General features: G+C 55.3%; 23 protein-coding genes and 1 tRNA gene. 11 read left to right on the top strand and 13 right to left on the bottom strand.

The window, feature by feature from the left end; all coding sequences use genetic code 11:
• The 5 genes from BM347_RS16895 to BM347_RS16875 all read right to left on the bottom strand — a co-directional run.
• A partial coding sequence (locus tag BM347_RS16895; protein WP_093917036.1) for a site-specific integrase occupies window positions 1-497 on the bottom strand: 497 nt, incomplete at its 3' end.
• Between the two features lie 279 nt (window positions 498-776).
• Window positions 777-1,430: a protein-methionine-sulfoxide reductase heme-binding subunit MsrQ gene (locus BM347_RS16890; RefSeq protein ID WP_245764307.1), complete on the bottom strand. Its 654-nt coding sequence runs from the start codon at window positions 1,428-1,430 to the stop codon at window positions 777-779.
• 28 nt (window positions 1,431-1,458) lie between these two features.
• On the bottom strand, window positions 1,459-1,959 hold the full coding sequence (locus BM347_RS16885) for a cytochrome b (RefSeq protein WP_093917679.1): 501 nt from the start codon (window positions 1,957-1,959) through the stop codon (window positions 1,459-1,461).
• A 9-nt stretch (window positions 1,960-1,968) separates the two neighbouring features.
• Window positions 1,969-2,856 (bottom strand): VOC family protein, encoded by an 888-nt coding sequence (locus tag BM347_RS16880; protein WP_093917678.1) that lies wholly within the window; start codon window positions 2,854-2,856, stop codon window positions 1,969-1,971.
• A 69-nt stretch (window positions 2,857-2,925) separates the two neighbouring features.
• Window positions 2,926-3,354, bottom strand: coding sequence for a DoxX family protein (locus tag BM347_RS16875; protein ID WP_093917677.1), 429 nt, complete (start codon window positions 3,352-3,354; stop codon window positions 2,926-2,928).
• Between the two features lie 114 nt (window positions 3,355-3,468).
• On the opposite strand from BM347_RS16875, the gene BM347_RS16870 reads away from it, so the two are divergent.
• Window positions 3,469-4,368 (top strand): LysR family transcriptional regulator, encoded by a 900-nt coding sequence (locus BM347_RS16870; RefSeq protein ID WP_217644032.1) that lies wholly within the window; start codon window positions 3,469-3,471, stop codon window positions 4,366-4,368.
• Between the two features lie 430 nt (window positions 4,369-4,798).
• Here BM347_RS16870 and BM347_RS16865 read toward each other — a convergent pair.
• From BM347_RS16865 to BM347_RS16850, 4 genes are all read right to left on the bottom strand, one after another.
• Window positions 4,799-4,875 (bottom strand) — tRNA-Arg (locus BM347_RS16865).
• A gap of 78 nt (window positions 4,876-4,953) precedes the next feature.
• On the bottom strand, window positions 4,954-6,339 hold the full coding sequence (locus BM347_RS16860; RefSeq protein ID WP_093917676.1) for a sensor histidine kinase: 1,386 nt from the start codon (window positions 6,337-6,339) through the stop codon (window positions 4,954-4,956).
• Between the two features lie 12 nt (window positions 6,340-6,351).
• Window positions 6,352-7,770, bottom strand: a complete 1,419-nt coding sequence (locus BM347_RS16855; protein WP_093917675.1) for a dihydrolipoyl dehydrogenase family protein — start codon at window positions 7,768-7,770, stop codon at window positions 6,352-6,354.
• Window positions 7,767-8,501, bottom strand: a complete 735-nt coding sequence (locus BM347_RS16850) for a TVP38/TMEM64 family protein (protein ID WP_093917674.1) — start codon at window positions 8,499-8,501, stop codon at window positions 7,767-7,769. Before BM347_RS16850 ends, BM347_RS16855 begins: the two co-directional genes overlap by 4 nt.
• 306 nt (window positions 8,502-8,807) lie before the next feature.
• Here BM347_RS16850 and rpmH point away from each other — a divergent pair, with 306 nt between their 5' ends.
• The 10 genes from rpmH (at window position 8,808) to BM347_RS16800 (ending at window position 16,970) form a co-directional block, all read left to right on the top strand.
• Window positions 8,808-8,942 carry a 50S ribosomal protein L34 gene (gene rpmH / locus BM347_RS16845; RefSeq protein ID WP_025063397.1) on the top strand — a complete coding sequence of 45 codons (135 nt, stop codon included), beginning with the start codon at window positions 8,808-8,810 and terminating at the stop codon, window positions 8,940-8,942.
• Window positions 8,943-8,967: 25 nt separating this feature from the next.
• Window positions 8,968-9,384 (top strand): ribonuclease P protein component, encoded by a 417-nt coding sequence (gene rnpA, locus BM347_RS16840; RefSeq protein WP_093917673.1) that lies wholly within the window; start codon window positions 8,968-8,970, stop codon window positions 9,382-9,384.
• Complete coding sequence (gene yidD, locus BM347_RS16835) at window positions 9,381-9,602, top strand: membrane protein insertion efficiency factor YidD (RefSeq protein ID WP_093917672.1); 222 nt, start codon at window positions 9,381-9,383, stop codon at window positions 9,600-9,602. The genes rnpA and yidD overlap by 4 nt, the downstream gene beginning before the upstream one ends.
• A 114-nt stretch (window positions 9,603-9,716) precedes the next feature.
• Window positions 9,717-10,544, top strand: a complete 828-nt coding sequence (ttcA, locus tag BM347_RS16830; protein WP_093917671.1) for a tRNA 2-thiocytidine(32) synthetase TtcA — start codon at window positions 9,717-9,719, stop codon at window positions 10,542-10,544.
• 181 nt (window positions 10,545-10,725) lie between these two features.
• Entirely contained in the window at window positions 10,726-12,216 is a 1,491-nt protein-coding gene (locus BM347_RS16825; RefSeq protein ID WP_245764306.1) for a putative bifunctional diguanylate cyclase/phosphodiesterase, read from the top strand.
• A gap of 115 nt (window positions 12,217-12,331) precedes the next feature.
• Window positions 12,332-14,173, top strand: coding sequence for a membrane protein insertase YidC (yidC, locus tag BM347_RS16820; RefSeq protein WP_093917670.1), 1,842 nt, complete (start codon window positions 12,332-12,334; stop codon window positions 14,171-14,173).
• Entirely contained in the window at window positions 14,173-14,925 is a 753-nt protein-coding gene (locus BM347_RS16815) for an MOSC domain-containing protein (protein ID WP_093917669.1), read from the top strand. The genes yidC and BM347_RS16815 overlap by 1 nt, the downstream gene beginning before the upstream one ends.
• Window positions 14,925-15,575, top strand: coding sequence for a ribosome biogenesis GTP-binding protein YihA/YsxC (gene yihA / locus BM347_RS16810; RefSeq protein ID WP_093917668.1), 651 nt, complete (start codon window positions 14,925-14,927; stop codon window positions 15,573-15,575). The genes BM347_RS16815 and yihA overlap by 1 nt, the downstream gene beginning before the upstream one ends.
• Before the next feature lie 29 nt (window positions 15,576-15,604).
• Window positions 15,605-16,468: an acetylglutamate kinase gene (gene argB / locus BM347_RS16805; RefSeq protein ID WP_175498611.1), complete on the top strand. Its 864-nt coding sequence runs from the start codon at window positions 15,605-15,607 to the stop codon at window positions 16,466-16,468.
• Window position 16,469: 1 nt separating this feature from the next.
• Window positions 16,470-16,970 (top strand): SixA phosphatase family protein, encoded by a 501-nt coding sequence (locus BM347_RS16800; RefSeq protein WP_093917666.1) that lies wholly within the window; start codon window positions 16,470-16,472, stop codon window positions 16,968-16,970.
• A gap of 30 nt (window positions 16,971-17,000) precedes the next feature.
• Here BM347_RS16800 and BM347_RS16795 read toward each other — a convergent pair whose 3' ends face one another.
• From BM347_RS16795 to BM347_RS16780, 4 genes are all read right to left on the bottom strand, one after another.
• Complete coding sequence (locus tag BM347_RS16795) at window positions 17,001-17,771, bottom strand: amino acid ABC transporter ATP-binding protein (protein ID WP_093917665.1); 771 nt, start codon at window positions 17,769-17,771, stop codon at window positions 17,001-17,003.
• 15 nt (window positions 17,772-17,786) lie between these two features.
• Entirely contained in the window at window positions 17,787-19,082 is a 1,296-nt protein-coding gene (locus tag BM347_RS16790) for an amino acid ABC transporter permease (protein ID WP_093917664.1), read from the bottom strand.
• Between the two features lies 1 nt (window position 19,083).
• Entirely contained in the window at window positions 19,084-20,298 is a 1,215-nt protein-coding gene (locus tag BM347_RS16785) for an amino acid ABC transporter permease (RefSeq protein WP_093917684.1), read from the bottom strand.
• Window positions 20,299-20,417: 119 nt separating this feature from the next.
• Entirely contained in the window at window positions 20,418-21,434 is a 1,017-nt protein-coding gene (locus BM347_RS16780; protein ID WP_093917663.1) for an amino acid ABC transporter substrate-binding protein, read from the bottom strand.
• Window positions 21,435-21,563: the final 129 nt, after the last annotated feature.

The raw sequence follows: 21,563 nt of genomic DNA, 5'->3' as shown, positions 1-21,563 counted from the left end.
GTCACTTTTGTCCGCCCCATCGAATGCGTGCCATATGCACTCGCGTCTAGGCCGATTGATGTGACCCAGTCGCGGACGATCCGCGCATACTGGCGTGTCGAGATGTGCAGGCGTTCATGGAACCGACCCGGCCAAAGGTACTCCGAGCCAACCATGAGCTCATCTTCCATCCACTTTTCGACCGAGGCGCGTGTGCCTTCGGATATCTCAAATCGCACAGGTTTCTGTGTCTTGCATTGTAACACCGATGCCCGTTCCTTGATCTGACCCGACGCCATGACGTCGACGACTTTCATCTTCACCAGGTCACAGCCGCGCAGCTTGCTGTCGATCGCCATGTTAAACAGCGCGAGGTCGCGATGGTTCTCTGATAGTTCTAGACGAACCCTGATCGCCCAAACGTGTTGAGGCTTCAAAGGCCGTTTCTGACCAACGATACGACCCTTGTTCCAAGCGGGGCGAAGTGCGCGAATGGCTGGTAGGTTTGGTGTTTCCATGACTGATCCTCCGATCCGCCATGCCCTCCCACAACGACAACCCGACGTTGACTAAAGCAGTATATCACCGGATGCTGCGTTGCATCTGAGGACCGAAAGGAGCCCTAATTTGACCGATGCTGCGGCACGTACGAATGGTTGCGAACCGCGGCAAGCGACATTCGGCTTTGCAATTACATCCCGTATTGATGACCGCAACAGTACACGAGGGAAGCGTCGCTTGCGGGCTAATCCCCTTCGCTCTGCATGATATATTGATCCAGGACGTCGAGGCAGCCTCTATGCCACTGTAGGCCGTGGCCGCAGATACCAGTACCAAACACGGTAGGCCTCAAGCACGATCAGCGGGCCAAAATGGATAAGGGCGGGTGCCGCCCCGTTCCAATCATGCAAAGCGGCCCAATGTACCAGCGTCAGCACGGCGGCGGCATAGGTCCAGCGTTGCAGCCACTTCCACCATGTCCCCATTTTGCGCACGAAGTAATCCATGGATGTCAGCGCCAAGGGTACGAAGATGATAAACGCGATCCAGCCGGTCCAGATGTAAAGGCGTGGCAGCTCGTTAACGACCGTGGTCAGTGACGCCTTATCCAGCAGGTAGAAAATCGTGTGCAGCAGCGCATAGCCAAATGACGCCACACCCAGATACCGGCGGTTGCGTTTCACCCATTGCGGTCCACGCCACCCCTTCAGCAGCATCGTCAAAGGGGTCGCCATCATCGTTACAATCAACAGCCTGGCGGAGGTTTCACCGGATGGGTGCACAAGCTGATTAAAGATCTTTGGATCGGTTGATGTCAGTGCAGTGAAGGTCATCATGATCCCAAGGAAGGCCAGCACTGCCCATGTGAAGTAAGGTGAGGTTGCTGCAAAGAAACGTTGCATATCAAGCTCCAAGCCAATGTGGGCTTCGGGGTGATACGCCCGAGCCATGTGGTTCCGTCCCGGCTCGGGCGATCTTTTACTTTTTAAGGGCGGGGATCATGCGCGCCAGCGTGCCGTACCTGCGGACGAACTGGTTGAAGAGGGCACCGGCGGCATGGGCGGTGATCAGGCCAAAGAGCACGATGTTTAGAAGCCAATGCACATAGCCCAAATCAGCGACACCGTTCCATGTCATTCCACCCGTGATCACCATGGCAATCAGTGTTCCATAGAGCGACCAGTGAACAGCTGTGGCAATCTTGGCCTGCATTGGGGATGTGCCAGGGGCGTGACCAGGCGCGCCGTGACGGTAGCGCAGATAAAGTCGGGCAAGCACTCCCAGCAGGATTGTCGAGCCAAAGCCGACGTGGACCAACGCCATGGTCATGTCACCGTCGGCTGGTGTCGCGCTTGTCTGCATGGCCTCGATGTTGCGTTTCATCGGCTCGTTGAAAAGCCATTGCACCCAGATGGCCGCGAAAACGACCCAGTGCAAAATGATCTGTGCTCTACGGTAGGATGTCGGGGTATCTGTCACAATGCTCTCCTATTTTGCTGGGCGCAGGGTAACTGCGACGCCTGCGGGATCTGTTCCGCGCAAGGCATTGCCGTCTTGCTGCAGATGCGGTGAGACGACTGCATCGCCATGTTTGAACAATTCGTAGTGCACCAACCCAGCCATATTTTGCGGCATAGGCGGGTTGTTGGGACCGGCCCAGATGTTCATGGCCAAACGGTGCGTGTTGGGGGCACCCGCGCCCATATCGGCAAAGCCCCAAGCGTCCAGCGTCAGGTGGCGTTCAAATCCAAGGGTTTCGAACCAGTCCAGAGCAGGCTCAAGTGCTGGCACTTTAAAGTGCAGATGCGCGAGGAAACTGTCGTCTGCCAACGGTGCCAACGGGTCTGTGCCCGCTGCATGGACCAGCTCGGCCCTCACGTCCAGCGGTCCGCGCCCAGAATGGGCGTTGCCGTCAACATCGTACAAAGTCAGGCCCTTAGACATATTGCCAAAATGACTAAACCGTTCGGGTGTCTCATAGGTGATCTCGATCTCCAGCCCATCAGGATCATGGAAATATAGTGACTTTGCCATCAAGTGATCCGTCGGTCCGACCTGCACATTCAGATGGATCAGGCGGACGAGAATCCGCGAAAACTCGACCTGACTGCGTACGCCAATCGCGACATGATACATGCCCGTATAAGGCGCTGCGACAGGTGTATCCGCGCCAGCGTGCAGAATGATAAGGGTTCTGTCTTGCGTGCCAAGTGCGGTGCCGGGTGACTGGTTATCACGTTTGATAAGCCCCAAAGCAGTCGTCCAGAATGTGATCGCACGTTCTAGATCGGTGACCTGAAGCTCGACAACACCCCAAGACAGGCGGTCAATCGGTATCGCATGGCGAGGGTCGGTAGAGAGTGGGCTATTGAGCATAGAATAAGACAACCTTTTGGGGTAAAAGTGCGCTCTGGCGGGAAGAACCAGAGCGCGAGACGAGATGGATTAACCGCGTGGTGCAATTGGTGCCTTATTCGTACGACCCCAAATAACCAGAGCGGCCAGTGCGAACAGAACGGCGTTGACCGGAACCACTTCGAATTCACCGCGGAAAACATGGACGCCAGCGGCCAGAACCATAACAATACACAGGCCCACAGCAGCCCATTTAGTCAGACGTGGCATAATGCGGGTGGCCGCTGGCAAAATCAGGCCCAACCCACCTGCAACTTCAGCCAAACCAATGAACTTGATCAGCAAGAAGGGTGCATTTTCGGCCCAGCCCATGCCCATCGCCACCAATTCAGCCGATCCGGAAGTCAGCTTTGTTGCGCCAGCCATCAGGAACATCGCAGCCAGCAGGGCTTGGGCAACCCAAAGGCCGATATTCCAGCCCTTGCTGGTCTTTCCGAGGTTTGTATCAATCGTTGTCATGTCGTTCTCTTTCCTAAAGCTGCTGTTGCAGTGTTTGATTATGAGGATATGAATAATAGGTTCCCGTCGCGCCATCATTAGGTTATTTATGGAGGCACCATTTACTGTGAGTTGATGATGGATACACTTTTAAGCCTGCGTGTTTTTGCCGAAGTCGCAGAGCACAAGAACTTCTCAGCCGTTGCAGAGCGCCTTAATATTTCCCCCGCGATGACCAGCAAACACGTCAAACATGTGGAGGCGCGCGTCGGCGCACGCCTGCTCAATCGCAATAGCAGGAACGTAAGCCTGACCGAGGCGGGCGCGCAGTATTTGCTGACGATCCGCCCTTTGCTTGACGGGCTGGCCGAAGCTGAGGCGCAATTAACCTCCGACAGACTGTCACCGCGCGGTACGCTCAGAATGTCGGTGCCCGTCTGGATGTCGAATCCGGCCTTTGCGAAAATTCTAACCGCTTATCATCAGCAAAACCCGCATGTGACTTTTGATGTCGACCTCAGCGGCCGCAAAATCAACATGGTCGAAGAAGGCGTTGATTTAGCGCTGCGTGTTGCGTTCAAGTTGGACGAAGGGCTGATCGCGCGAAAACTGGCAGAGGTGACGTTTCAGCTGTTGGCGGCCCCTTCATTTTTGGACCGCTTTGGCCGCCCCGAGACCTCGGCAGATCTGAACAACGCCCCGATGCTTGCGTATTCTCAAGTTGCCGCGGACGGGCGGCTCAAGTTTGGCGGCGAAGACGGGATTGATGTCAAACTCAGGCCAATTTTGGTAAGCTCCAACGAAAGCATTCTTCATCAAGCAGCTGTAGCTGGAATGGGCTTTGCCATGCTTCCGAACTGGGCCGCCCAAGACGACGTGAAAGACGATCGACTTGAAGCCGTGTTGCCAAACGTAGCATGGCCGAAATTGCATATTCAGGCCATTTACGCTGATCGTAGTTATCTGCCTGCCAAGGTAAGAAGTTTTCTGGACTTTTTGGCTGGATCGGATGGGTTCCCCGCCGTTTTGAAGTAGTGTCTCGACAACCAAATGTATGACCTAGTTGGCCCAGTCCTATGTTTTAACACCATGGTGTCACGTATGCAGACCACAGTGATGTTCTTATTCTCGTTGGCGTTTTTTGCGGCTGGCGAAAGGCGAGGGTAGCGGCCGTTCAAACCAAAAGTGTCGACAGCAACTTCGTCCGCGTAGGCGACATCCACTGGGTAAAATTTTGCACTCTGCACCAACGTTCGCTTTCGGGAAGCTGCAGCGCAGCGGTCGAACGCAGTGGCAAAGTCCGGTTTCGGTTATTTTCCCCATCGGGGATACGGCGTTGATGGCCGCATCACTCCAAGGAGAGCGTATTAATTAAAACCGTCATCGGATAATGGATTAACCCGTAAAAGGCAAAATTATCGCTCAAAAAAGCAAGTTATGTCTACATTCGACAGAGAGAGAACAATGGTGCACCCGAGAGGATTCGAACCTCTGACCCCCTGATTCGTAGTCAGGTACTCTATCCAGCTGAGCTACGGGTGCACTACGGCGCGGTTTAGTTCTGGGTGCCGCGCTTTGCAACCCCTTGTTTGGCCTGAACTGCAATTTCCTGCAATTGACCTAAAAAGTACCATCGCCTTTGGGTAGTGATATGCGAAAAACTGTCCCCGATGTGCCCGTTTCCTTGAGTTCAAGCGTACCGCCGTGACCGCGCACCAACTCGGCCGCTATGGCAAGCCCAAGACCGGAGCCGCCCTTGCGCGCGCCACCGCGAAACGCGGTGAAAAGATGCTCTTGCGCCTTTGGCGGCAGGCCGGGCCCGTCATCTTGGACATCTATCACCCAATAATCCGGCCGATCTTTGGCGGTCAGGCGGATCTCTCCCCCCTGCCCTGTGGCGGCAATGGCCTGACGTGCGTTGCGAACCAAATTGGACAGCACGCGAAACAAATGTTCAGGGTCAGCGCGCACCTTAAGATTTGCAGGGACATCCAGCACAAAGTTGATAGCGGCACCGTCCGTGGCCAAACGTTCACTGTCCACCACATCTTGTACGATGTGATCCAACGCGGTGACCGTCAGGGTCGGGCTGGGCTCTTCGGCCTTGCCAAAGGCCAGCGTTGATTCGCACAGGTGCACAGCACGGGTGATAGAGCTAACCAGCTTGGGTGCCATCCGCTTCACGCTGGGGTCCTCGGACATCTCGATACGGTCGGTGAACAATTGCGCGGTAGTGAGAATATTGCGCAAGTCATGGCTGACCTTGCTGACCGCCTGCCCCAACTGCGCCAGCCGTTCTTTCTGGCGCAAAGCTTGGGTCAGATCCGTCTCAAGCTTCATCAAGGCTTCCTCGGCCTCGCGCACCTCGGTCACACCGGCCGAGGGCGTGATAATGCGGCGCGCGTCTTCGGGGGCCAGCGCATAGTTTTGCATATGGCCAACGACGCCCTTGATCGGTTTCAACAACAACACCCGCAACGCGACGAACAGCAGTGATGCAGTGATGATCGAGATCACGGCAGACAGCAGCAAAATGCGAAGGCCATAATCAATCATTGCGTCGCGCAGGGGCACGGTTTGCATGGTAATTTCGATCGAACTCCCCGCATCCTGAACCGGCGCACCGATCACCCGGATCACACCATCCCGCGTGTCGGCCAATTGCATGAATGCGTCTTTGATCAAAATCAGCGGCGCAGAATCGCGCAGATCGTATGTGTTGATAATCGACTGCGGCATGGGCGATGACAGCACCAATTGCCGCACTTCGTCACGCCGCAACACCACGTTGAATACCTCGGCCGTCCTTAACAGCTCGGCCTCAAGCGCGGGATCAATCATGTCATTGGCCAGCAATGTAAGCGATGCAATCTGCGCCCGTTCAAGCCGGTTCATCAGATATTCTTCGCGAAAGCGCGCAATGGTCGGAACAAAGATCAGGACTTCGGCCAACATCACAAAGATGGTGGTCAGAATAAGCAATCGGCCTGAAAAGGATTTCAACATGCGCGGCAGACCCTAGGGGATGAACCGTTGCACCAATCGCACGACGGTTTTGACCAGATCGCTTTCAAAGAGCCGCGGCGAGAAATAGGCCCCTGCCGCGCGTTTATTGACTTCGCCAATCGTGGGGTACGGTGCAACCATGCCTGCAATCTGGCTCATTTTCATGTTATTTGCCAGTGCCAATGCCCACAGATTGATCAGCTCGCCCGCCTGATAGCCGACAATGCTGACGCCAACGGGCCGGCCTTTGACCACCATGACCTTGATAAGCCCCTTGGTTTTACGCTCAGCAATGGCGCGGTCGTTGTGATTGTAGTGAAAACGTACGACCTCGACCCTGTCCCCATGTTCATCCTTCGCTTGTGCCTCGGTCAGGCCGACCTGCGACAATTCAGGGTCGGTATATGTCGCCCAAGGAATATGCGCGGCCTTGGCCTTGGACGGGATCGCAAACATCAGCGACCGGATCACCACGCCTGCGTGATAGCCCGCGACATGGGTGAATTGCATCCCCCCCGCCACATCGCCAATTGCATAAACCTTGCGATTGGTCGTGCGCAGCGATGCATCCACCTTGATGCCGTTCTTGGTAGGCTCGATTCCGGCTTTCTCTAGGTCAAGCTTATCCGTGTTCGTCTTGCGCCCCACGGCAACCAGCAGGTGTGATCCTTTGAACAGGCGGCCATCTTTGGTTTTGACCTTAATCGCACCGACATCGCCGTTGATCTCGGCGGCCTCAGCCCCCTCTGCGATCTCGACACCTTCGTCCTTAAGCGATTGCAGCACGATTGCAGCCGTTTCGGGATCATCTTTGGCCAGCGCCTTGCTACCCTCAATCACCGTCACTTGGCAGCCCATACGAATATGCGCCTGAGCCATTTCCATCCCGATGGGGCCGCCGCCGATAATCAGCAAATGATCGGGCTTTTCGCGCAATTCGAACAAGGTTTCATTCGTCTCGTGCGGGGTTTTGTCCAGCCCCGGAATCGGCGGCACCAGCGGCGATGATCCCGTCGCAATCACGATACGGCGCGCTTTGATGATCGTATCCCCCGCCTGCACCTCATCCTTCGAGATAAAGCGCCCGAATTCGCGGATCACGTTGACACCGAACCCCTCGAACCGTTCCTGGCTGTCTACGGGGGCAATCTGCGCGATCACATCGGCCACGTGGTCCTTGGCCGCTGCATAATCCACATCACCGGTACCGTTTGCGACGCCAAACTGTTCCGAATGCCGTTGGCCATATGCGACCTTACCCGTCGCAATCAGCGCTTTTGAGGGGACACAGCCATAGTTCAGACAATCGCCGCCCATTTTATGCCCCTCAAGCAAGACAACGTCCGCCCCCATTTGCGCGGCACCTGCAGCAACAGACAATCCGCCAGACCCCGCACCAATGATCAAAAGGTCGGTTTTAATACGGTTCATTTCAGCAGTTCCTTTTTGCCGGTGACGGCTTTCAGTATAATGGGAAGGAGTGACAGCGCGCAGAGGCCAAGGATAGGAAACAATATATAGGGCTCGAATATAATGCCGAAGTTGGGTGTCTCACCACGGGCGAACACCGCGCCTAAGCCCGAACCAACGGACGTATAGACCAACGAGCCGGGGATAATTCCCAAGAAGGTGGAGATCACGAAACGGTACAGCATCACACCCAGAAATGCCGGTATCAGATTGGCCACGAAAAAAGGCACTGCGGGCACCAACCGGATGAAGAACAACATTGACCACTGGTTATTATCGATCCCCTCTTTAATTTTACGCACCATACCCTCGGACGCATCCATGCGCGCCTTGAGCTTTTCACCAAAGCCCATCCGCGCCGCCAAGAAGATTACAACAGCCCCGACCGTGGCCCCCGTTACATTAATAAGCACACCGAAAACGGTGCCAAACAGGAACCCTCCGGTGATCGTGGCGATCCCTGCACCAGGCAAAGAAAACCCCACAATCAAGATATAGGTCGCAATAAAGACAATGACAGTCAGCCCGTAATGCGTATCCCGAAAGGCGATCAAGGCCTCGTTATTGTCGCGCAACGTCTCAAAGCTTAGGTAATCACCCAGCGTAAAAAAACCGACGACCGCCACAAGGACGATCACAGCGATGGGCAAATAACCAGCCCATGCGGATTTGCTGTCTGTCTGATCTACCATATCTCGGGTCGCCTTCTTCTGTTGGTGAATGTCGCCACTGCCCCTTATAGATGGGCCAAGGTCCCGCTGTCAGACAGAGACATCACGCGTGCTTGATCGCAAAACCCTGTATGTTGCAGAAAACTAGGCGTATAGTACGGAATTGAAACACCCGGTGTGAAAAATCGCCGTTTTTTGTTACAGCTTCGCCAAATTTGCGGCCTCAAGGGTTTGACTTGCGGGCGCAGCAGCTTTAGAGGCAGGGCTTGAATTAACAGTGACGCGCCGAATCTGGTGTGATCTAACGTATTAAGTGGAGCCGGAGCGATGAAACGCACCTTTCAACCTTCAAACCTTGTGCGCAAGCGGCGCCACGGTTTCCGTGCACGTATGGCAACAAAAGCGGGTCGCAAGATCATCAACGCACGCCGTGCCCAAGGCCGGAAAGAACTGAGCGCGTAATTCGCGCTTTCAGGACTTTGTAATTATGACACCGCCGGAAGCACCCATGGATGGCCAAACCGCCGCCCAACGGGAACCGCTTCCGGTGGTTTCTTCGCGTTTGACTACCCTTAAAAACCGCCCTGACTTTCAGCGAGCCACCAGATCGCCCCGCGTCGCGATGCCCGGATTTATCCTGCAAATGCGCAAACGCTCCCCGGACGAAGCAGAGGGTATGCGCGTTGGATTCACCTGTTCAAAAAAAGTCGGCAATGCCGTTGCCCGCAATCGCGCCAAACGCCGTCTGCGTGAAATTGCCCGTTTGGCCTTGCCAGACCACGGGCGCGACGGCATGGACTACGTGTTGATCGGGCGGCAAGGTGCCACAGCCAGCATTCCCTTTTCGCAGCTTCAGGCCGATCTCATCAAAGCCCTTGATATCTTGCATGGTAAAGTGAAATGACGGTTTTCGCGCGTCTTCTTGCTGTCCCGGTGCATATCTACCGTTTGGTATTCAGTCCGTGGATTGGCAAAAACTGCCGCTATCATCCGACTTGCAGCGCCTACGCACTTGAAGCGCTCAGCAAACATGGTGGCATCAAGGGCGGCTGGCTTGCCATTCGCCGTATTGCGCGCTGTCATCCTTGGGGCGGCAGCGGCATTGATAACGTCCCCGATTAGCGGCCTTTTTACGGGCGCCTTACAGTCAGGCAATCTGGCAAATTACGACCCTGATGGCCTCTTGGTTCAAAACCGCCGCTTGATCGGCGCATTCAGTTGATCTAAGCCAAGCTCATGCTGGATCAACCTGACGATATTCACCCGCTTTTTTACGGTGCCCCCCAAAGCACCGAGTTTCGCAAACTGCGTAAGCGGCTTGTGCGCTACACGCGCGAGGCGATTGAACAATATGGCATGATCGAACCGGGGGCCAAATGGCTGGTTTGCATGTCAGGCGGCAAGGACAGCTATACGTTGCTTGCGATTCTGCACGAGCTGAAGTGGCGCGGGCTACTGCCGGTCGAATTGATTGCATGCAATCTGGATCAGGGCCAGCCGAATTTCCCTGCGACCGTTTTGCCTGCATTCCTTGAGAAAATGGGCGTTCCGCATCGGATTGAATATCAAGACACATACTCTGTTGTGATGGATAAAATTCCTGCGGGCCGGACGTTTTGCGCATTATGCAGCCGTCTACGTCGCGGTCATTTGTACCGGATCGCCCGCGAAGAGGGTTGTAGTGCGGTGGTGTTGGGACATCACCGCGATGACATTCTAGAGACATTTTTCATGAATTTGTTTCATGGCGGCCGCCTTGCGACGATGCCGCCGAAACTGCTGAATGAAGAAGGCGATGTTTTTGTGTATCGCCCCCTTGCCCATGTCGCCGAAGCCGATTGCGAAAAATTCTCTAACGCTATGAATTATCCAATAATTCCTTGTGATCTATGCGGGTCACAAGACGGGCTGCAGCGCCAGCAGGTCAAGGCGATTCTAGACGGCTGGGAAGCCAACAGTCCCGGCCGCCGTCAGGTGATGTTTCGCGCCTTGATGAATGCCAGACCGTCCCACCTGTTGGACCCGAAGCTGTTCGACTTTGCTGCACTAACCCGAAATATCTAGCAGAATTTCGTCTAATCTTATGCATTCAGGATGGACGAAAACAGGAACATTAACCTGACAGATACCCGCCGACCCCTAGTGCTAATGCACCGACGCGCAAGCCGCGTCAGATGGGGATGTAATGATGGCGCGCAGTTTGCAGGCAACAGTTCTACAGTTGGGACGCAGGATTTCAACAATCATGACCGGCCCGCCGGCATTGGCGTTTTTACCCGCTCTTTGCCTGTCCACCTATTGGTTTGGTGGCGAAGAGGCGTTGTTGATCTGTGCCATTGCTATCCCCCTTACCTATCTCTTCTTAGGTAGTCTTCATGGATCGCCCAGCCAGCTGCTGCTCGCCCGCGAAGGCGTACGAGGCCTGCTGCAACCCAGCGCATTCAAGGATCTGGCCGATCAGGTATTTCTAAAAGCGGTAGAGACCGGATGGAAGTCCGCCGTCTTTTCCTTCGAGATCGAGGACTTTACCGAACTTCAAAACCGTTTTGGGAAAGCAGCAGCGGATCAGGTTCGAATGCAAATTTCCGAGCGTCTGATTTCAGCCCTTCGTGACAAAGACAGTGTCGGGGTCATCGACGATGTGACTTTTGCTGTCTGCCTTGATCCTGTGCGGCACCTTGATCTCGAACTCTGCATCCAAATGGCCGCACGGTTGCAACGTGCGTCCGAGGATCCGATTTCCATCGACGGAACCGTTATTTACGTCTCAGTCTCTGTTGGCTTTTGCCAAAATTCCCGCTCGCCCAGCAACACCGGTGAAGATTGGCTTGGCGCTGCGCAGACCGCCCTGAAAGAGGCACTCCGCCATGGTCCGTCGGGCATCCGCGCTTATACCGACCGTATGATCCCACCAACCGCCCATTCAGTGGCTCTGATTGATGAAGTCGCGCAAGCGCTTGAGAATGGTCAGATCATGCCCTGGTTTCAGCCGCAGATATCGACCGAAACCGGCCAAATCAGCGGTTTCGAAGCATTGGCAAGGTGGTCCCACCCTACCCGCGGCATGCTACTGCCATCTGATTTCCTGCCCGCACTTGAACAAGCTGAACTGACCGAGCGGCTTGCCGAAATGATGATGTATCACGCCTTTGCTGCGGTACAAAGCTGGGACGCGGCGGGACTACATGTACCACAAATCGGGGTGAATTTCGCAGGTTCCGAACTCAGCAACCCGTTATTGATCAAAAAAGTCAGTTGGGAATTGGATCGCTTCGACCTCACAGCTGACAGGCTGGCAATTGAGGTACTTGAAACCGTTGTCGCAAGCGCCCCCGACGATATGATCACCCGGAATATCAATGCATTGGGCGACTTGGGTTGCCGGATTGATCTGGACGACTTTGGCACGGGGCATGCCTCGATCACGTCGATCCGCCGTTTTGGCGTAAACCGCATAAAAATCGACCGCTCCTTTGTGTTGCGCGCGGACCGTGACCCTGAACAGCAGCGCATGATCAGCGCCATCCTCACCATGGCTGAACGGCTCGGTGTAGAGACGTTGGCAGAGGGTGTCGAAACCGTTGGCGAGCACGTTATTCTCGCCCAACTCGGCTGTGACCATGTTCAAGGGTTCGGGATCGCGCACCCGATGCCTGTCGATCAAACGATTACCTGGATCAAAGCGCATAACGCCAAACTACATGATGTTCCAAGGATCATGGGCGGAAAAGCCTAGGCCCCCAGCGGAAAACCAATGCCAATACTACTGCTTCAGGGCCGAATCCGCTTGACCTTTGGCGCTGCACTCTGTTGAACCCACGCTGATATTATAGACATCAGGTGGCGGTCATATGGACGATCAGAACAAGAATCTCATTCTAGCGACGGTTCTAAGCTTCATAGTGATCCTTGGGTGGTTCGTCATGTTCCCCCCTCCGGAAACCACTCCCGCCGTTCAGGAAACGGCCACAGCGACCTCGGGTGACACCGCTGCACCAATCGCGACAGTGCCAACCGGCGCAACTGCGACGACCACACCCAATTCCTCGGAAGCCCGTGCGGACGCCCTTGAACAAGCGCCCCGTATCCCGGTCGAAACTGCGCGCCTGACGGGGTCCATCTCGCTTTTAGGCGGCCGGGTCGATGATCTTATGCTCAAGGATTACCGGACCACCATTGACGACGACGCACCGATTGTGACGCTCTTGTCGCCCGCTGGCACCGATGATGCCTATTATGCCCTTTATGGCTGGGCCGCAGGCGCGGGCATAGCCCCTGAACAGGTGCCTGGCCCCAATACGCTGTGGTCCTTGGTGGACGGGGAAACCCTTACCGTGGATAGCCCTGTTACGATGACGTGGGATAACGGCGCGGGTCAGGTATTCTCTCGGGTTATCTCCATCGATGAAAACTATATGTTCAACGTCGCCCAATCAGTCGAAAACACGTCCGATACAACTGTGACGATGGCCCCTTACGGGATCATTGCCCGCCACGGCATTCCGTCCGACGCGCAAAACTTCTTTATCCTCCACGAAGGTATGGTCGCCATGAATAATGGCGAGCTTCTTGAAACCGGCTGGGACGATATTCCCGATCTTGACCCCATCAATGGCGTCCCATCTGAGCGGATCGATGGTGTCACGAACGGCTGGATCGGTTTCACCGGTCACTATTTCATGACCAACCTGATCCCAGACCCTGCGCAAGCGTCGCGTTTGACGGTCAAATATCTGCCGACTACCGAAATCTTCCAGACCGAAGCCGTGTTGCCAACGCAAACGATTGCAGCGGGTACCACCGCGACTGTGACAACCCAGTTGTTCGCTGGCGCAAAGGAATGGGATATTCTGCGCGAGTATGAAGCAAAAGGCGTCTACAAGTTCATCGACTCGATCGATTGGGGCTGGTTCTTCTTCCTGACCAAGCCGATCTTTTGGGTGCTACATCACCTGAACCTGCTGATCGGCAACATGGGTATCGCCATCATCGGGCTGACCCTGCTGATCAAAGCGCTGCTTTTCCCGCTGGCCTATAAATCATATGTCTCAATGGCTAAGATGAAAGAGCTTCAACCCCAGATGGAGAAGCTGAAGAAAGACACTGGCGAAGACCGCCAAAAACTTCAGCAAGGCATGATGGAGCTGTACAAGCGCGAGAAGGTAAACCCCGCAGCGGGCTGCCTGCCGATCTTGATGCAAATCCCGATCTTCTTCTCGCTCTACAAGGTGATCTTTGTCACGCTTGAACTGCGCCATGCGCCTTTCTTTGGTCCGTTCCAAGACCTAAGCGCGCCTGACCCCACATCGATCTTCAACTTCTACGGCCTTCTGCCATGGGCTGCACCTGATGCGGGTTCGATCATGGCACTGGTCTTTATCGGTATTCTACCGCTGCTCTTGGGGGTATCCATGTTCCTTCAGCAAAAGCTGAACCCGGCCCCCACGGACCCGACCCAACAGATGATCTTTGCCTGGATGCCATGGGTCTTCATGTTCATGCTGGGTGGTTTTGCCTCGGGTCTGGTCGTGTACTGGATCGCGAACAACACGATCACCTTTACGCAGCAGTACCTGATCATGCGCAGCCAAGGGTATAAACCGGACCTTCTTGGCAACATCACAAGCGGGCTGAAGCGCAAGAATAAGGCCGCCGCAAACGATACCAAGGCACCGTCCAAAGGCAAAAAGTAATGCAGGTCGGCGCCCTTTACCGGCACCCGATAAAAAGCCACGGGCGCGAAACGATAGACGAGGTGCGGCTGACCCAAGGCGAGACCATGCCTTGGGACCGGGTATGGGCAGTGACCCACGATGCAACCAAGTTCGACGCAAACGCGCCCCAATGGGCAAGCTGTCATAACTTTATGATCGGCTCACGCACCCCTGGCCTTGCGGGGATTTGGGCCACGCTAGATGAAACGACACGTGCGATTACGCTGACCCATCAGAACCTCGCCCCGTTAACCTTCCGCCCGGACGACTCTGCTGACACGGCTCGTTTCCTCGAGTGGGTCGCCCCTCTTTCCCCCGCTCATCGTGCGGCACCGACCGCCATCGTTGCGGTACCCAACCGCGGGATGACCGACAGCGATTATCCATCGATCTCTATCATGAACAGCGCCTCACATCGTGCGGTTGCGGATGCCTTGGGGGTCGAGATCACCAAAGAACGCTGGCGCGGGAACATCTGGTTGGACGATATCCCAGCGTGGGCAGAATTCGACTGGATCGGCCGCGACGTCAAAATCGGAGACGCCGTATTGCGTATCCGCGAACCTATCAAACGGTGCCCCGTCACCAACACAAACCCGATTACAGGCGAACGCGACACAGCAATACTGGACATCTTGAACAGCGTATTTGGACATCAAAATTTTGGCGTCTATGCTGAGGTGATCACATCAGGCGATATCACGCTTGGCACAAAGGCAGAGGTAATCTGATGCAAATCCAGTTTAATATCGCAGAAGAACCTGACGCGCAGACCGCCGAAAAGGGCCGACTGCTGTTCGCGGGCGAGACCGAGTTCGTCAAGGGTGTCGTGGCCATGGACGGGCTACCCCCGGCTGACCGGTTAGAGGTTTGCTTTGCCGGGCGGTCGAACGTGGGTAAATCAACCCTGATCAACGCCTTGACCGGGATGAAAGCGCTCGCGCGGGCCTCGAACACACCGGGGCGGACGCAAGAAATCAACTATTTCACCGCAGGCGACGATCATTACCTTGTCGATTTGCCGGGCTATGGATATGCGAATGCGCCCCTGCCGGTGGTCGAGAAATGGCAGCGTCTGCTCAAACAGTATCTGTCCGGTCGCCAAACATTGCGCCGGGCGTTTGTGTTGATCGATGCGCGCCACGGGGTCAAAAAAGTTGACGATGAAATCATGTCGTTGCTGGACAGCTCGGCGGTGACCTTTCAATGCGTTTTGACCAAAGCGGACAAAGTGAAAGAAGCCGAACGCGCCAAGATTTTGGATCAGGTTCGTGCTGCGCTGGCCAAACATCCAGCTGCCTATCCCGAAATCGTCGTAACATCGTCGGAAAAGGGTTGGGGTATTCCGACATTGCGTGCGATTATCAGCACGTTAACGTAGAATACACCCTCGGGCACCTTAGGCATAGAATGAGAAAACAAGAAATGAACCGCGACTGGATCGCCACAGCGCAAACCCTCAGTCAGGCTTTGCCCTATCTTCAACGCTATGCCGACGCCACGGTGGTGATCAAACTGGGCGGTCACGCCATGGGCAGCGACGAAGCGATGGAAGAATTCGCGCGCGACGTCGCCCTGATGCGTCAGGTGGGGGTGAACCCCGTGATCATTCATGGCGGCGGCCCGATGATCAACAGCATGCTCAAGCGGCTCGATATCAAATCTGAATTCATCAACGGCAAACGTGTCACCGACGCCGCGACCATGGAAGTGGTCGAGATGGTTTTGTCCGGCCTGGTCAACGCGCGTATCGTGCAGGCCATCACCGCCCAAGGCGGGCGTTGTGTAGGCGTATCAGGCAAAGACAGCGGCTTGATCATCTGCGACCAGGAAGACCCCGAATTGGGCCTCGTTGGGGCCCCTAAAGAGGTTAACCCCCGTCTTCTGCGTGACCTGGCCGACAAGGGTATCATCACAGTCATTGCCCCATTGGGCATGGGCCGCAACGGCGAGACATTTAACATCAATGGCGACACTGCCGCCGGTGCCATTGCTGCCTCGCTCAAGGCCGACCGCCTGCTGTTGCTAACGGATGTTGCGGGCGTCAAGAATGCCGACGGCGAGGTTCTGACCGAACTTACAGCCGCCCAAATTCGCGAAATGATCGCAGATGGGACGATTTCGGGGGGCATGATCCCCAAGACGGAAACCGCCCTGAACGCAATCGAAGGCGGCGTACGCGCCGCGGTTATCCTCGACGGCCGTGCACCTAATGCCTGCCTGCTTGAGCTGTTTACCGAGCATGGTGCCGGCAGCATCATCCGCAAGGGTTAAGATGAAACGCCTGATCCTGATGCGGCATGCAAAGTCGGATTGGTCAGGCGCGACATCCGATCACGACCGCCCGCTAAATGCCCGAGGACGCGCCAATGCCACGGCGCTTGGCGATTGGCTGCGCGCACGAATGATTGCCCCAGATACCGTTCTGTGTTCGACAGCCACACGCGCCGCCGAAACGTTGAAAGGTCTGGCGCTTGGCCCTGACACCGACCTGCAGTTTACCCGCGATCTGTATCTGGCTGATCCAGAAACGATCTTGGCCACGCTGCGGGGTGCATCAGGCGATACCGTCGTGATCATCGGCCACAATCCCGGCATCGGCACGATGGCCGGAATGATTGTCGAACCGTCAGACGACGGCGGCATCACCGACTATCCCACGGGGGCAACACTTGTCGCGACATTTAATGCTGAGGATTGGGCGGACGTGAAATGGCGTATGGGTACGATGGATCAGTTCGTCGTGCCCCGCGATTTACCCGCGCCGCAGCAGTAAGGCGAGGTTTCCCCCGCCCCACTGATATTTTTAGTGACCCAAAATCTGGCTCAGGAACAGTTGCGTCCGTGGGCTTTGTGGGTTGTTAAAGAACTCTTCAGGCTCGTTCTGCTCAACGATTTGACCTTCGTCCATAAAGATCACGCGGTTGGCAACCTGACGGGCAAAGCCCATCTCGTGTGTCACGCAAAGCATGGTCATGCCTTCTTCGGCCAGCTCGACCATGGTGTCCAAGACTTCTTTGATCATCTCGGGGTCAAGCGCGGATGTAGGTTCATCAAACAGCATGATGCGCGGGCGCATACACAGGCTGCGTGCGATCGCCACACGTTGCTGCTGACCACCGGAAAGCTGACCGGGATACTTATCCGCTTGATCAGGGATCTTAACCTTTTCAAGGAAATGCATCGCGATTTCTTCGGCTTCTTTCTTGGGGGTTTTGCGTACCCAGATCGGTGCCAAGGTGCAGTTCTCAAGGATCGTCAGATGCGGGAAGAGGTTAAAATGCTGAAAGCACATACCAACCTCTGACCGGATCTTGTCGATGTTTTTCACGTCAGAGGACAACACCGTGCCATCGACTTCGATCAGGCCTTTTTGGTGCTCTTCCAATGCGTTGATGCAGCGGATCAGCGTCGATTTACCCGATCCGGATGGGCCGGCGATTACGATGCGCTCGCCACGGTAAACGGTCAGATCAATGTCGCGCAGCACGTGAAATGTGCCGTACCACTTGTTCATGCCTTGAATGCTAATGGCGACCTCGTCCGAGACCTGTAGTGCTTTTGCTTGTTCAGCCATAATTACAGCCTTTCCTTAATGGTGGTCGGTCTGGAGTTGACGTTCCAGCCATTGTGAATATTGCGAAATGCCGTAGCAAACGATGAAGAACAGAAGAGCGGCAAAGCCCCACAATTCCCAATAAACGCCGTTCCAATCAGTCGACGCGAGGATCGGACCGCGGATCATACCCACGAGATCAAACATCGAAATAATCGAAACCAGTGTGGTGTCTTTGAACAGGCCCACAGCAACGTTCACGATGCCCGGGATCGAGATTTTCAGCGCCTGCGGCAGGATGATCAAACGCATGGATTGCGCATAATCCAGACCAAGGCTTTCCGCCCCCTCGTATTGACCGCGTGGCAACGCTGCCAGACCGCCGCGAATAACTTCGGCGATATAGGCTGATGCGAACATCGTGATCATGATGATCACGCGCAAGATCAGGTCAAAGCTGGTTCCCGGTGGCAAGAAATACGCCAGAACCACGTTTGCCACGAACAGCAAGGTGATCAACGGCACGCCGCGGATAAACTCGATAAACACCACGCAGATCATCTTGATAATCGGCAGGCTGGACTGACGGCCAAGGGCCAACAGAATGCCCAAGGGCAGCGAGAGGGAAACGCAGACCACACCGAGGATCATGTTCAGCATAAAGCCACCCATGTTCCGCGACGCCACTTCCTCAAGCGCGAGAACGCCCGACAAGCTTGGTGTCATCATGCTCAAGACAAACCATACCACCGCAGCGGCGATGACACCGCCCGCCAGCCCGGCTGCAAAGCTTGTTTTCACAAGCTTGCCGTAGACGACATAGCCGATGACAATGCTGAGAAGCGCCGAGACAGGCACCAGCAGCGAGCCACCCCAGATCAGCCAAAACGCGATAAACGGATAAAGCGCAGTGACGATCAACAACTGACGGGGCAGGTTTGAAAACAAGACCGGTGCAACAGCGACGAACAGCAGCACAAAGGCCAATGTCGGGCGCCAGTATCCGTCTTGTGGATACGAAATACCGAACAACAGCTGGTTCCACCGCTCGGCCAGAACCGAGAAACAGCCCCCAGCTGCGCCATCTAATACTTCGCGGCATTCGCGGATGTTGGATGTCGTCCAGACGCCACCCAGCAACCAAGGCAGGAAGCCGGAAAGCAGCACATAGATCACGTACAGCGCGGCAATGGTCAGGATCGTGTATGGAATCGACGAAAAGAGACTTTCGCGAAGCCATTTGACCGGGCCCTGCGCCGTGGATGGCGGTGCGGCCTGGGGCAGCATCGTATCACGGACATAGGTAACGGTTTGGGCATGTGTATCTGACATATTACCGCTCCTTCAGGCTGACGTTTTTGTTGTAGACGTTCATAATCGCAGAGATCGACAAAGAGATCGTGAGATAGAACAGCATCAACAACAGCACACACTCGATCGCGCGGCCTGTCTGGTTCAAGGTGATCCCGCCCAGTGTCGCCGTAATGTCGGCATAACCAACGGCAATCGCCAACGACGAGTTTTTGGTGATGTTCAGGTATTGTGAAATCAGCGGTGGAATGATCACCCGCAAGGCTTGCGGCAAGATGACCAAGTTCATCACCCGCTTGGGGCGTAGACCCAGCGACGCGGCGGCCTCGGTCTGACCTTTTGGAATAGCTTGAATACCGGCCCGGACGTTTTCGGCAATAAAGGCACCGGTATAGACCGACAAAGCCAGCCAAAGTGCAATCAATGGCGCGCCAATTTGGATACCGCCGCGAAAGTTAAACCCTTTCAGCGCAGGCAGGTCCAACCCGATGGGGCTGCCCATAATGAAGAACATCAAAAGAGTTGGGACAATCAGAATCGCCAAGGTCGGCCAGCCTGTTGGCAACAGCTTACCGGTTTCAAACAACAGTTTTACGGCGTAGCGGCGATAGAAAACCACTGCGATAATCGACAGAATGAAGGTCGCAACGACCATCATCGAGCCCGGCCCCCAAACTGGCGCGGGGATATAAACACCGCGGTTGGTAAAGGCGAAGGCATCAAACAACATGCTGGATGTGGCGTTATCACCGCGGAACGCGTTAGGCGCAGGCAGAACCGCCGTCATCAGCGTGTAGATCATCAAGATCCAGATCAGCACGGGAATGTTGCGGAAAATCTCGACGTAGACTGACATCAGCTTGGACACGAGCCAGTTTTTCGACAAGCGCGCAACGCCGGCGATCACACCGATCACGGTGGCAGTCAGACAGGCCAGAAATGCAACAAGCAAGGTGTTGATAATACCAACCATCGCCGCCCGAAGGTTCGAGGACTGGCTATTATAGTCAATCAGCGTTTGGTTGATATCGTAACCCGCTGGAACGCCCAAAAAATCATACGAGATATTGAGGCCCGCTTCGGCGAGGTTGCGCATCAGGTTGACGCCTAAAAAGGCCATCAGCGCGATCAACAGCACCAAAGCGATAAATTGGAATGTATAGGATCTATAGCGGGTGTCGTTCAGCAACATCGACAGCCGGAACGAGCCCTGTTGAGGGTCGGACATTGTCGTCATCAGATTATCCCTGTGTTCCGGATCCATTCATGCGCATCATTCGATATCGCTGGCCGGTTTTGTTTTTGTCTTGAAAGGCGCAAAGGGCGTGGAAAAATCCACGCCCTTTGGCAAAGTTCTTAGCGGAAAGGAGGCGCGTACATCAGGCCGCCATCTGTCCACTGAGCGTTCAGGCCACGGGCCAGACCGATTGGTGTTTCTTCGCCGATGTTCTTGGCAAAGATTTCACCGTAGTTGCCTTGAGACGCGATTGCGTTCTTGGCCCAACCGGCGTCCAGACCCAGCATTTCACCCAACGTACCTTCGGAACCCAACAGGCGGGCAACTTCGGGGTTGGTTGTGTTCATGGACATCTCTTCGACGTTTGCCGATGTAACACCCAGTTCTTCAGCTGCGATCAGAGCGTAAAGAACCCAACGTGTCACGTCACCCCAGTCGTTGTCGCCGTGGCGAACCAACGGACCCAGAGGCTCTTTCGAGATGATTTCTGGCAGAATCACGTGATCGCCAGGGTTCTCGAATGTGGCACGTGTGGATGCCAGACCGGATGCGTCAGTTGTGTAGGTGTCGCATGCACCGGCAAGGTACTGCTGCTGGCCTTCGGCGTTTGTCTCGATTGGCACGGGCTCGTACGAGATGTTGTTGGAGCGGAAGAAGTCAGCAAGGTTCAGTTCGGTTGTTGTACCGGTTTGAATGCAGACAGTCGCGCCATCCAGATCCTTGGCGGAAGAAACGCCCAAGGATTTTGGAACCATGAAGCCTTGGCCGTCATAGTAGTTCACACCGATGAAGTCGAACTTGAGGTCGACATCGCGGGAGAACGTCCATGTTGTGTTACGCGCGAGAAAGTCGATCTCGCCCGAGGCAAGCGCTGTGAAGCGTGTTTTGCCGGTTGTTGGAACGAATTCAACTGCTTTTGGATCACCGAGAACGGCAGCTGCAACAGCGCGGCATACCGCAACGTCGAAACCTTCCCATTCGCCATTGGCGTTTGGTGCGGCAAAGCCGACAAGACCAGTTGTTACACCACAGTTCAGCTTGCCGCGCGCTTTCACGTCGTCAAGTGTTGCGGCCGCGGACGCACCGGCGAGAACGCCAGCAACTGTCAGCGCACCGAAAAATACGGATTTATTCATAGTTACCTCTTCCTGATTTCCACCACGTTCATGGGTGGTTTAACCGACACCTTTTTTGGGTCGGAGGCTATTTTAATGGAATGATCCCATTAGTGCTACGGAGTTTGGGCGAATTTATGCCGGCGCGTC

Source organism: Sulfitobacter marinus, assembly GCF_900116285.1.
Lineage (GTDB): Bacteria > Pseudomonadota > Alphaproteobacteria > Rhodobacterales > Rhodobacteraceae > Sulfitobacter > Sulfitobacter marinus.
This window is presented reverse-complemented; position numbering and strand designations above follow the sequence as displayed.